13 protein-coding genes are annotated in these 13486 nt (G+C 30.3%); 1 reads left to right on the top strand and 12 read right to left on the bottom strand.

The window, feature by feature from the left end; all coding sequences use genetic code 11:
- Window positions 1–109: 109 nt before the first annotated feature.
- The 12 genes from L1S47_RS14055 to L1S47_RS14000 form a co-directional block, all read right to left on the bottom strand.
- Window positions 110–349, bottom strand: coding sequence for an SHOCT domain-containing protein (locus L1S47_RS14055; protein ID WP_202768872.1), 240 nt, complete (start codon window positions 347–349; stop codon window positions 110–112).
- 89 nt (window positions 350–438) lie between these two features.
- Window positions 439–1308 (bottom strand): Cof-type HAD-IIB family hydrolase, encoded by an 870-nt coding sequence (locus L1S47_RS14050; RefSeq protein ID WP_238884162.1) that lies wholly within the window; start codon window positions 1306–1308, stop codon window positions 439–441.
- A gap of 165 nt (window positions 1309–1473) precedes the next feature.
- On the bottom strand, window positions 1474–3609 hold the full coding sequence (locus L1S47_RS14045; RefSeq protein ID WP_238884161.1) for a sodium-translocating pyrophosphatase: 2136 nt from the start codon (window positions 3607–3609) through the stop codon (window positions 1474–1476).
- A gap of 538 nt (window positions 3610–4147) precedes the next feature.
- Window positions 4148–5422: a glutamate-1-semialdehyde 2,1-aminomutase gene (gene hemL / locus L1S47_RS14040; RefSeq protein WP_238884160.1), complete on the bottom strand. Its 1275-nt coding sequence runs from the start codon at window positions 5420–5422 to the stop codon at window positions 4148–4150.
- 324 nt (window positions 5423–5746) lie between these two features.
- Window positions 5747–6682, bottom strand: coding sequence for a DUF4097 family beta strand repeat-containing protein (locus L1S47_RS14035; protein WP_238884159.1), 936 nt, complete (start codon window positions 6680–6682; stop codon window positions 5747–5749).
- Window positions 6683–6686: 4 nt separating this feature from the next.
- Window positions 6687–7343, bottom strand: a complete 657-nt coding sequence (locus L1S47_RS14030) for a permease prefix domain 1-containing protein (RefSeq protein WP_202768877.1) — start codon at window positions 7341–7343, stop codon at window positions 6687–6689.
- Window positions 7344–7345: 2 nt separating this feature from the next.
- Complete coding sequence (locus L1S47_RS14025; RefSeq protein WP_202768878.1) at window positions 7346–7678, bottom strand: PadR family transcriptional regulator; 333 nt, start codon at window positions 7676–7678, stop codon at window positions 7346–7348.
- Window positions 7679–7849: 171 nt separating this feature from the next.
- On the bottom strand, window positions 7850–8437 hold the full coding sequence (locus L1S47_RS14020) for a hydrolase (protein WP_238884158.1): 588 nt from the start codon (window positions 8435–8437) through the stop codon (window positions 7850–7852).
- Between the two features lie 13 nt (window positions 8438–8450).
- Entirely contained in the window at window positions 8451–9665 is a 1215-nt protein-coding gene (locus tag L1S47_RS14015) for a multidrug efflux MFS transporter (RefSeq protein ID WP_238884157.1), read from the bottom strand.
- Window positions 9666–9763: 98 nt separating this feature from the next.
- On the bottom strand, window positions 9764–10594 hold the full coding sequence (locus L1S47_RS14010; RefSeq protein WP_238884156.1) for an AraC family transcriptional regulator: 831 nt from the start codon (window positions 10592–10594) through the stop codon (window positions 9764–9766).
- 89 nt (window positions 10595–10683) lie between these two features.
- The gene (locus tag L1S47_RS14005; RefSeq protein ID WP_238884155.1) at window positions 10684–12231 is read right to left on the bottom strand and encodes a DUF4179 domain-containing protein; all 1548 of its coding nucleotides are present in this window, start codon (window positions 12229–12231) and stop codon (window positions 10684–10686) included.
- Complete coding sequence (locus tag L1S47_RS14000; protein WP_238884154.1) at window positions 12232–12795, bottom strand: sigma-70 family RNA polymerase sigma factor; 564 nt, start codon at window positions 12793–12795, stop codon at window positions 12232–12234.
- A gap of 263 nt (window positions 12796–13058) precedes the next feature.
- Between L1S47_RS14000 and L1S47_RS13995 the strand changes: the two genes are divergently transcribed.
- On the top strand, window positions 13059–13400 hold the full coding sequence (locus tag L1S47_RS13995) for a hypothetical protein (RefSeq protein ID WP_238884153.1): 342 nt from the start codon (window positions 13059–13061) through the stop codon (window positions 13398–13400).
- Window positions 13401–13486 lie beyond the last annotated feature (86 nt).

Raw genomic sequence — 13486 nt, 5'->3', positions numbered from 1 at the left:
TATTATTTTATTACGAATTTTCTTTTTTTTCAATACTATTTTGAAAATAAAAATAGGTTTTAGATAAAATTATCTTTATCTAAAACCTACTCAATTACTCATACTTATTTTATTTTTTTCTTATAAGTTCTGCCTTTCTAAGATATTCTTCCTCCGATATTTCACCTTTAGCTAATCTTTCCTTAAGTATATTAAGAGAACTCTCCTCAGTATCTTTTATAAAATTATTCTTATTAAGCACTCTAATAACAAAATAAATAGCCAATGCAATAAGTATCAAACATATTATCATGAAAATCCATCCCATATGGAATCCACCCATTATAATTCTTCCATCATATCGCCCCATTATTTTCACCGTCCTTTATATTAATTGTTTATATAATTATAATAAACCGATATGAAAATATTATGAATTATTATCTTATAAGTACTCCCTTATTTTATACTATTTAATATAAATTTATCGATAACTTGTGCAACTCCATGTTCATCATTTGATACTGTTACAAAATTAGCTTGTTCTTTTAGCTCATCTATAGCATTTCCCATTGCTACTCCTAACCCTGCAGCTTTTATCATTCCCAAATCATTTAGATTATCTCCTATTGCAATAATTTCTTTAGGATTGACACCAAGCTTTTCTCCTAATTGTTCTAGTGCTGACCCCTTGTCCACACTTTTATGCACAAATTCTAAATTGTTTTTATATGATGAGGTGATGCTTATATCTTCTATTTTACCAATCTTGTCCTTAATTATAGCTAGTTTTTCTGCACTAGAAGACTTTACTTCCATTTTGCATACCTTCAAGTTATTAACTTTTATGTAGTCTATTATATCTTCTACAATAAGACTATTACCATAAGTATGTTTTTTCATATCTTCTACTATTTTAGCTATTTCCTCCTTATCACTAGAATATTCCTCTGCTAGATTTATAAAGTCTTTTTCGTGATTCCCTAGAGGTTTACACAATGTTTCATTACTAGTATATATTTGGTATAATATGTCTTCCTCTTCATAAATTTTTATTGCTTCATATACGCTGTCATTATCAATATAATTTTCACTGATTATATCAAATTCTTCATTATATATCTGAGCTCCATTTAATGCTACCGCATAGCAATTAAAATTATGTTCTTGCACGAATGGCTTGATAAGCTTGTAAGGTCTTCCTGATACTATTCCAAACAAAACACCTTTTTCTTGTGCACGTTTTACTGCCTTTATGTTTTCTTCTGATAATTCATGTTCTGAATTAAGAAAAGTTCCATCCATATCTGTTAATATTAATTTATACATCTCAAATCTCCTCTTCACTAACTAAGTATATGATAATTATAAATTGAAATTACTTTTTTGATTTTCTTAATATGAAAAAAAAGTAAAAAGGATTGTGAAAACCCTTAGCTATTAATATAATTACCAGAGTTTTCATCAATCCTTTAATTATTTTCTTAAGAAATCTTAACTAAATAAAGCTACGAAAACTAATGTTATTGTACTAATTAGCTTAATTAATACATGAAGTGATGGACCTGCTGTATCCTTAAATGGATCTCCCACTGTATCTCCTACCACACTTGCTTTATGAGCCTCTGACTTCTTTCCTCCAAAACTTCCCAATTCTATATATTTCTTTGCATTATCCCATGCACCACCTGCATTATTTAGAAACAACGCCATTACAACACCTGCTATTGTACTTATCATTAAAAATCCACCTGCTGCTTCTTTTCCTAATAAAACTCCCACTAGTACTGGTGTTGTTATTACTAGTATTCCTGGAAGAACCATTTCCTTAAGAGCTCCTTTTGTAACTATATCAACACAACTAGCATAATCAGGTTTTGCTTTTCCTTCCATAATTCCAGGAATCTCTTTAAATTGCCTTCTTACCTCTACTATAATGTATTGAGCTGCTCTTCCAACTGCTCTAATAGCTGTTGAGCTAAATAGAAATACTAACATAACTCCAATAAATCCAGCAATAAATACTTCTGGTTTACCAATATCAATTGAATACCATGATTCTAACGGCTTTCCTAATATGCTTTTTACCTGATCTAGGTATGCTGAGAATAACAAAAATGTAGCTAATGCAGCTGATCCTACAGCATAACCTTTAGTTAGTGCCTTTGTAGTGTTACCACAGGCATCTAATCTATCTGTTACTAGTCTTACCTCTTCTGAAGCCCCTGACATTTCTGCTATACCTCCAGCATTATCAGTTATAGGTCCAAAGGTATCCATTGCAAGAATAAATGCACAAGTTGATAACATTCCCATTGTTGCAATGGCAGTTCCATACAATCCAGCATTAGGAATATTACCAAGAGCCGCATTCCCAAGCTTATATGAAATAAAAATAGCAAGGGATATAAATAGTACAGGCAATGCTGTTGATTCCATACCCATAGATATACCAGTTATAATATTTGTAGCTGGACCAGTTTCACAAGATTTTGCTATTTCTTTTACCGGTCTATTATTCACTGATGTGTAGTAGTTAGTCAAAAGAACAAATGCATAACCTAAAACTATTCCTGTTACTGCACATCCATAAAGCATCCAAGTGTTAACTTCACTTCCATCTGGAAGAGTTCCAGTTAACATATATTTTACATTAAAGATTAGGAATATAAGAACTATTATAGTGGTAATTCCATAACCTTTATTAAGTTCCTTCATTGGGTCTTCATCTTCATTCTTAACTTTTACAAAAGCTATTCCCACTATAGACGCAATTATTCCTAATGCACGTGCTACAAGAGGAAACAAAATTCCCTTTACTCCAAATATAGGATATAGGGCTACCCCTAGTATCATAGCTCCAACATTTTCTGCAGCTGTTGATTCAAATAAATCTGCACCTCTGCCTGCGCAGTCACCAACATTATCTCCAACTAAATCTGCTATAACTGCTGGATTTCTTGGATCATCTTCTGGAATTCCAGCTTCAACCTTACCTACTAAATCTGCTCCTACATCAGCAGCCTTTGTATAAATTCCTCCACCTAATTGTGCAAATAACGCAACTAAAGAAGCTCCAAATCCAAAACCAACTATGAGTGATGGAGCCTCTTTTATTAGAGTATCATTCCCTGATGCTCCTCCAAATAATAAAAACAATGTTGAAACTCCAAATAGTGATAAGGTAGTTACAGCTAGTCCAGTAATTGCACCACCTCTGAACGCTATCTGTAAAGCTTTATTTAAGCCCTTTCTTGCCCCCTCTGCTGTTCTTACATTACAATTAACAGTCATATACATGCCTATATAGCCTGATATAGCTGAACATAAAGCACCCATAACAAATGCTACTCCAGTATGCCACGCTATGCTGGTAGCATCACTGCTTCCCTTTGATAAATTAGCAAAATAATTAGCTCCTGTAATTATAATAAGAACTATTATAGCTATTAAAGCAATAGTTTTATATTGTCTCTTTAAAAAAGCCATTGCTCCTTCTTTAATAGCATTAGATATCTCTTGCATCTTAGGGTTTCCTTTTTCTTGCTTAAAAATGTACTTTGACAGAATAATAATAGCTAGTACTGCAATTATCGTAACCCCGTAAATTATGCCAAAATAGATAGTCATGATTAACATCCCCTTTTAATAAGATTACTTCTTTGAAGTTATTTTACTCTTTAGGTATTTATAATATTTTAAGGTTGTTGATAACATTATAAGCTTGAACTTTAATATAATGATTTACTGGACTACCCTAAAGAGCAAAAAATAGAATTAGTCGCCTGCCAACTTTTCCTCACATGCGTTTGGAAAGGCAGATGCGAGAAAAAAATCGACGGCTCATAATCGCCTTGACGATTTTTTATATAAATACAAAAAGATACTTCATTCTAGCTCTCAAAGCAACCTTACGCAGAGGCAATGTGGAGGAGGTGTTCAAAAGACATGATGAAATATATTTGTGTATTTTATATTTATAAGATTTTAATTTAGTAATTAAAACCTTATATACTAATTTATTATTAAAATATTAAAATATTAATAAATTAACAAAAGATGAACCCAATAGTTAATACACCTACTTTTTATGTAGGTGAATTCACTATAGATTCATCTTCATTCGTACTTAAATATACTTCATTAGTTGCTTTATACTAACTTATTTTTATCCCTCAAAACTCTTAAATGCTTCTATAAATTTATCTATATCTTCACTTGAATGCTTTGCTGAAAGAAATAATGCCTCAAACTGTGAAGGTGGCATGTTTATACCTTTTTTTATCATGTGAATAAAATATCTTTTAAACCTATCATTATCACAATTCTTAACATCAGCATAACTCTCGATAGTTTCTTTTTCTGTAAAGAATATAGTAAACATTCCTCCAGCTCTATTTATAACTACTGGTATTTTATTTTCTTTAGATGCTTCTTTTATACCCTGCTCTAATCTATCTCCTATTTCTTCAATATGCTTATATATCATAGGATTTTCATATAATTTCTTTAAAGTTGTTAATCCTGCTGCCATCACTATTGGATTACCTGACATAGTTCCTGCTTGATAAACTGGTCCAATTGGAGATAGCATTTGCATTATTTCCTTCTTGCCTCCATAGGCACCTGAAGGAAGCCCCCCTCCCATTATTTTTGCATAAGTAACAAGATCTGGCTTTACACCAAAAAGGCTTTGTGCACCTTTATATGCTACCCTAAATCCACTCATTACCTCATCAAAAATTAGCAACACACCATATTTATCACAAAGAACTCTTAATTCTCTTAAAAATTCTTCTTTTGCTACAATTACCCCCATATTGCCAGCAACAGGTTCTATAATAACTGCAGCAATATTATCCCCTTGTTCCTCAAAAACTTTTCTTATACTTTCGATATTGTTATACTCAGCTACCAATGTATTTTCTACTGTTTCGCTTGGTATGCCAGCACTCCCTGCTATTCCAGCAGTTAAAACTCCTGAACCAGCTTCAACTAGAAATCCTTCAAAGTGACCATGATAGCAACCTGAAAATTTTAAGATTTTACTTTTTTTTGTGTATCCTCTTGCTAGTTTTACAGCACTCATGGTCGCCTCAGTACCTGAGTTAACCATTCTTATCATTTCAACATTATCAACAGTCTCACATATAAATTTTGATAATTCTAGTTCAAGTCTTGTTGGCGCACCAAATGCGATTGCATTGCAAGCTGTTTTTGAAATAGCCTCTACTACATCTTCATCGCAATGACCTAAGATAAGTGGTCCCCATGCTAAAACAAAATCTATATATTCATTGCCTTCTTCATCATATATGCGTACACCTTTGCCCTGCTTTATAATGGGCGGATTTATATCAAAACCATTATAAGCTCTTACAGGACTATTTACTCCACCAGGCATATATTTTTTAGATGCTTCAAATATTTCATTATTATTCATAAGTCTTTAGTGAAATGGATTTTCTAAAAGGTTTTAAGTTCAACTAATAACTTATTCATGCCTGATATCAAACAAGTATAAGTTAAGTTTCCTATAAAAAACCTATATAATCCTCTCACTAAATTCACCGCCTTTCTAAAATATAAGTCACAATATTTATTATCCATATGCCTCTCATTAATTACCATAATAATTATATCACTTGTAAATTTATTAATACCACCTTTTCTTATATTGTTATTTTAACTTTAAGTAGCATTATTTTAGTTTTTCAAAAAAATAACCTCAAAATACTTAAATTTTGAGGTTATCTCATAAAAATTATTAATTAAGTGAAATATTTATATCCCCTGAGGAAGTATCTACTTTTAATTGTTTGTACGGATCATTTCCTACTTTTGCTGTTGCTTGATTTCTTTTTTTATTATTATAACTTAAATCAAAGTTTGATTTTATATCTCCAGAAGTACACTTTCCTTCAAACGTGAAGCTCAATTCCTTTGGCATATTTACCTTAACATCTCCTGAGGTTGCAGTAATATTAGACTTATCATATATATCTTTATACCCTACTTTAATGTCTCCGGATGAGGCTTCAATATCTCCAGAACCTGAAAGGGAAGATATTCTTATATCACCTGATGAAACATTTATATCATAGCTTTTTCCTATAAGACTATTGACATCAATATCCCCGGATGAAGCCTCTAGATTTATTTTATCAGCCTTTATTTCGCTATTACATTTAAATTCTCCTGAACTTTGGCTAAAGGATGCTTCTTTAAGACTTATATCATCATTTACTATTATATCTCCAGAAGAAGATTCAATAGAAAGATTGTCACTGTACTTCTTAGGAATATAAACTTCTACTTCAGATCCAAAATTACCAAAACCAAATATAAAAAATTTAAGATGATTTCCTCCTTTTTTTATATTTATGGTATCTCCATTTTTCTCCATAGTGAATTTTTCTTCTTCCTTCAAAGTTACATAAGCTTTTTGAACAACTTTTATATTATCCTGGTCTGTAGTATAGATAGATATATCGTCACTAGAAAAATCTATATTTATTTTTTTAGCATCTTGCAGTGACATTTCTTTTGTTTGTTGAATCTTTCTATCACCACTATGGAATACGATCATTTTGTAAAAGTTGCCCTTTCCTCCAGCAGCTATTCCAAATATAAGTGCCCCAGTAAGTGTTACTGCAATTATTCCCCATATAATTATACTTATTACTTTTAACCTTTTCTCCATATTATTACTCCTTTAATTGAAAGCTTAGAGTGATAATTCTTTCTATTGCAGCTCCTACAATAAATATAATCCAAGAGAATGCCCATGCATTAAAGACAAAACTTATTAGTAAATATATTGCAACTATCAATGTCCAAACTATTGACTTTATTGACTGCATAACTCCATTTTTCTTTCTATTAGTTGATTTCCATTCTTTAAACTCTTCAACCATTGTATTATCTTCTTTAATATATTTAGACTTTGACATTCCATTATAAATTATTAGTCCAGTTGCTACAGCATCTATAGTAAGCATTAAAGATACAGAAATAGCATCATTTACTCCCAAAAACTCATTACTTATTATAAGAACAACTACACTCATAATATACAAGCCTACAGAAATTGATATCATAAGTGCAGACTTTTGTCTTTCTTTTTTCATTTCTTCATAATTAAAAACATCGTTTTGCTTTAAACCTCTTATTAATTCCTCTACATCGCCAACACCAGACATAGCAGAATTTATAGCTTCATCTTCACTCTTTCCTTGCTCAATTAAATCATTATATCTGTCTATTAAGTTAGCTAAAACTTCTTCTTTTAATTCGTATGCTCTATTGGTTCTAGGGGCATCTTGAAAGAGTTCCTCTACCCTTTCTCTTAATTTTTCATACATTTTTACCTACCTCCATTAATTAAACTATCAATTAGTTGCTTTGATTCATTCCAATCCGTGCGATTCTGCTCGAGTGCAGCTAAACCCAATTTAGTTATGGAATAATATCTTCTTCTTGCTCCAGTTGTTTGGTCTCCCCAGTATGAGCTTATCAACGATGACTGCTCCAACCTTCTGAATGCTGAATAAAGAGTTGCCTCTTTTAATTCATATTTATTATTCGTTTTTTCTTGAATAGACTTATTTATTTCATAACCATAGCTGTCTTTTTCCTCTAAATGAGCTAATATAATACTCTCTGTATGTCCTCTTATTATATCTGAAGTAATAGACATACCATCACCTCTTTATCTAAAATTTTACTTTTGTTACTTCTTATTCTGTAGTTATATCATAACAATATATACCTCGCCTGTCAAGGTATCTATAAAATAAAAGTATATAATTTTTTAAAAAAACAAATAGCCCACACACACTACTGTATAGGCTATCTACAAACTCTTAATTTATTTAACTAATTTTATAATTTCTTCTGTATTTCTAACCTTCCCTATCCTTGGAAAAATGTTTTTACATACATAATCATGTTCTTCTTTACTCATAGCTGTCATTGCATCTTCAGCAAAGACCTGATTATACCCTCTTTGGAATGCTTCTCTTGCTGTGGTATCTACTCCTATTCCTGTTGATATACCACACAATACAATTGTATCTATCCCTCTTCTCCTTAATTGCAAATCAAGGTCAGTTCCGTAAAACGCCCCCCATTGCCTTTTGGTAATTAAATATGTATCATTAATATCTGCTAATTCTGGGACAATCATATCCCATCCTTCATTGTGCTTAACTGCACTTCCTAGCATATCTGTTTTTGGCTTTAACATATCCTTCCCATCTAAAGTCGAAACCCTTACTAATACTACAAAGCCATCTTTCTCTTTAAATGCCTTTGCTAACTTTACTGCATTACTGACAACAACCTCTCCGGTATGTGGTTTAAGATCTCTATTTGCAATTCCATTTTGAAGATCTATTACAACTAATGCTGTTGATTTTAGATTAATAATTTCATTTTCAGAATTATCTTTTTCCATTTCTTATGTCCTCCTATACTGCTTGGCTTTTTATAATTGATTTAGTTTCAAATCTTTTAAATACTTTCTTATATACCCATAATGCATTTATCAATAGTAGAGTACTCGTAACAAAGAATACATATTTGATTCCAATAAGTGAAGCTACCTGACCTCCTAATATAGATCCGCAAAATACTCCTAAATACTGAGCTGACATATTAAATCCAAATACTCTTCCTGTTATAAAATCCGGTGTTATTCTTTTTACAAATGAGTTAATAGATGGATTTAAACCTGCTGTAGCTAACCCTAAAATAAATCTTAATGCCATAAGTTGCCATGGGCTTTTAACGAATGCTTGTGGTATAAATACTGCACCTGCAACTATGAGAGCTATTAACATAACTTTTTGCGATCCAATTTTATCTGAAAGTTTGCCAAGCCTTGGTGCTGCTAAAACACTAGCTAACCCAGAGGCAGAAAATGTTGCTCCTGAAATCAATGCAACATGAGCAGAATTTTTAGATAACTGTGTAACGTATACTGTTACTATTGGTTCTATTGAATACAGAGCTAATTGAAGTATAAAAGAAGTTACAAACATGGTTATAATTAAACTGCTATTTGGAATACTTGCCCATACCTCTTTCATAGTAAGTGTTTTTTCTTTAGAAGGGGTGAAATCTTCTTTTACAAAAAATAGTGTTGTAACAAAAGCTATCATCATAAGTCCTCCAGTTATATAAAACACCCATTGAGTTCCAAGTATTTCTTCCACATACCCTCCTAGCATTGGTCCAAGCAACGATCCTGAAACAGATGCCGTAGAAAGAGTTCCCAACGCCCATCCTGCATGTTTTTTATCAGTTTGAGTTGCTATTAACGTAGTACATGCAGTGCTATACCCTGTAATTACCCCTTGCAGCAATCTTAGCCCTATTAATTCATATACGTTATGAACAAAACCCATACTAAATATTACAATTGACATTCCAAGGCTTGCACGTAATAGCATTGGTTTTCTTCCATACTTATCTGCTGCTTTTCCCCATATAGGTGAAAAAATAGCTGATATTATAAATGTAACTCCAAATGCAATCCCAGATAATTGTTCGATAAATTCTACATTATTGATACCTAAATGTTTTATGTATATTGGTAATACCGGTGCTATCTGGCTCATGCCTATTGCAGTTGCAAACATACCAATCCAACAAACAACTAAGTTTTTTCTCCAAAGATTCATATAATATAATCCTTTCTATGTATAGTTCTTCAAATCACAGATGTGATGATTATATTATAATTATAAGATCATTAACCCTTATATCTCCATGCATTATATTAGACTCCATGGACATTTTTGCTATAAAATTCTGACGGACTTATTCCTTCTATTCTTTTAAAAATTCTACTAAAGTAAAATTCATCTTTGAAACCTAAAATTTCTGCCACTTCCTTAACTTTCTTATCTCCATCTATAATAAGCTCCTTAGCCTTATCAATCTTCATTTTATTAAAAAATTCTATTATAGAATAACCTGTAATTTCTTTAAAGGATCTTGATAGATATGTCGGTGATAATTTAACTAATTCTGATAACTCATTTAGTGTTATCTTTCTTTTTATATTTTCATTTAAATAAGAAATTATATTATTAACTTTTAAGGCAGTAGAATAATTAGATTTCTTTCTATTTATATTATTTAATATTTCATATAATATCTCTTGCAATATTGTCTTTGATGCAAACTCATATCCCAATAACTTCTCATCCCAGAGGTTAGTTAACTTTCTAAATAAAACTTCTATAGTATAATAATCCATTAACTTTTCCATTGAATTTAAAGGAAGCAACTCATCACCCCCCTTAGTTACCCATGAATTCTTGGAATAATTTAGTTCTATATAGCTAAAGTGAACAGATAAAAAGCACATTGGCTCATTCTCATCCACCTCTATAGTGTGTGTCATGCTAGGATTAAAATAAAACAACATGCCTTTTTCAATACTATATCTTTTATCTTCTATAGAAATATAACCTCTTCCACCATTCACCAGCAAAAGCTCATGGTGATTGATTCTTCTTGTTAGCTTTTTCGAGAAATCTTTTTTCTCATCCACAAATCTATGATTACAATAATGAATATAGAAATATAGATTATTTAACTTCATTTAATTCACCTCTTTATTAAATAACTTTATTATACAAAAAATACATATAATCTGAATATATATATCCAAACTATATGTATTAAATAATATTATTTAAGATTTACTTTAATTGAATCCTTTAAATCTACCTCATAAAAATTATCATACTTAGGTACTGCAAGATAAGCATTATCTGAAATTATCCCTTTAAATGTATAATCACTTCCATTAACTGAGTAATTTTTTAATCCTCTATCTGGTTTCATAAATTCTTCAGGTTCACTTTTAATTTCAAGCAATTCAAATTCCTTTTTCTTATCAGTTAAATTATTTATCAAGTATCCATAGCGATCCTTATCTTTCACCAAAAAAATATTATTTCTATGAATTACATCTAACCCTTTAAATGAGATATTTATCTTTGTATCTTTATCACTCTTATGAATTGAATTAATTACAATACTACTATCTTTTCCTTGAGGTATTTCTTTACCTATCTTTAAGTCTCCTATCTTAATCCACTCATAATCATCTATATTATAATTAACTATATCTTGCTTTTTAAGTACAGGGATTATGGTTATTGTGCTTGGTGTTTCCTTTGGGGCAGTGAATCTAGTATATCTTTTACAAACATCTTTCCCATTACTATTCTCTTCGTGTAAAACCCTCTCCATCTCTGGGAACAATTCTTCTCCCTTATCTGTTAAAATCACATAATCATATGATAGACTAGTTGATTTTCCTCCCATTATTTTATCCGTCCATTTTCCTTTTTCAGTTACCATTGTATTTTCAATAGTGGTTCCAAAGGGAGAAATAATAATCTTGTCTAGATTTAAATTCATATTGTCTTGTATTTTTAATGTCCCTGAATTATCTATTCTTTTTGTTTTAGCCATAAGCTGATCCTTTGAAGCACTAAACTTAAAGTTCCAATTCCCTTGAGTCTTCCCAATGCTATCTATATTAAATTCTATATTTACCTTTTTATCTATTTGATAATTAGATAAGTCCCATCTAGTTAATCCAATGTATTCATTATTGTCATCTGAAGTACCATCTAATGCGCCTCCTAATTTATTAGGTATTTCTCCAGTAGATATAAGCTCATCATCATAGATTTTATAATCTTTATTAACACTCTGTTTTTCTAGCAGCTTTTGATTTCCGTTTATCTGTACCCCATTAATTGTCAATGTAGCGTTATCTATAACATTAGATGTGTCAAAACCTTTATTGCTTTTAAGCTTATAGTTTAGATATAAATAATTCCCATCATATACTACAGAATTAAGTGTAATATCAATACCTTTATCCTTTGACTCTATATTAAGATTTTCTTTGAATTTTGTGTACTCAGGATTAATAAAAGTTGATTTTTCTTCTAAATAATTCAGAACCGTCCCCACAACTGGCACACTTTTTGCATAGGTTGGATTTTCAATCATAACAAGTGAACCTATTACTATTGCAAGCCCTGCAGCTACAGGTATTTTGCCCCATTTAAATTCTCTTTTAAACTGAAAGTTTTCTTCTGATTTTTTAAAATTCTTAACTAACCTTTTCTTTGTCCTATCTGATATATTTACATCTATAGCTTCATATTTTTCAACATCTATATCTACTTCATTGTAAAATTCATACAAATCTCTCATTTAAATAACCTCCACAAAAGAATCTTTTAATTTTCCTCGTAAAACTTTCCTACTTCTACTTAGATGTGTATTTACATTTCCTCTTGTAAGTCCTAATTCATTTGCTATCTCTTCCACTGACATCTCTCTAAAATACTTTTTTAAAAATATATTTTTGTCTAATTCACTTAATTTATTTATGTGCGTCAGTATTTCATCCTTAAACTCATTTAAAATCAGTCGCTCTTCTACATACTCATTACCCACTATATTCAAATCATCAATGTTCTCTAATATTTTTAATCTTGTTTTTTTTCTACTGTAATCAATAGCTTTATGTTTTGCTATAGCACAAATCCAATTTTTAAATTTCTGTTCATCACCAAAAAACTTATCTATATTTCTCCATATGGATAAAAAAGTATCATTCAGACATTCTTCCATGCAGTCTTCATCACCATAACTACCAAGCACAGAGTAAACTACTTTATAAAGTAAGTTACTATATTTCTCTATTGTAAATTCCATTGCCTTAGAATTTTTTCTTCTTAGTTCTTCTATAATATCTTCATTCTTAAGCTTCATACTATCCTCCCATAAATAAAATTTTGTTATCCTATATATTAAAACGATATATGTATCCTTATAATTACATATTTATTATAATTTTTTATTATTTTAAAAACTATAAAAATTACAAAACAACTTGTTAAATGAATAATATATTTATATTAAATATTTTATATAAAATTATATATATATTTGTAATATTGTGAAAATTATTGTAAAATATTTTATGTAGAGACAAGCCTACTATTAATTTTTATTAAGAAAAGGGGAATGAATAAATGAGTAACAAATTTAATTTTAAAGCTGACAGCTCAAGCAAAACTTTATTTATTAATGTAAGAGGATCATTTACAGAGGAAGATGGCAAGGCCTACATAGCAGAATACATTAATCAAGTAAAAGCCATAGATGCAAAATCATATAAGTTATTTCTTGATTGCACAGAATTAAATGTGACTTCTCAAGATTTATCTGCTATGCTTCAAGGCTGCTTCGAAATGTATAAAAATGATGGTTTTATCAATGTTCAAGCAAAAATCATAAACAATGCAGTTTTAAAAATGCAACTTAATAGACTTGCTAAAAATGTTGGACTAGCAAACTTCGAAGTTGTCTCTTAGTTTAAAACTCAATACATAACCTTTTGTAAAAAAGTATCAAATTTAAAAAATATTATAAAACTTTTTATACCAAAAAACTCACAATG

Origin of the sequence: Clostridium sp. YIM B02551, assembly GCF_022324735.1 — a bacterium.
GTDB lineage: Bacteria > Bacillota > Clostridia > Clostridiales > Clostridiaceae > Clostridium_T > Clostridium_T paridis.
This window is presented reverse-complemented; position numbering and strand designations above follow the sequence as displayed.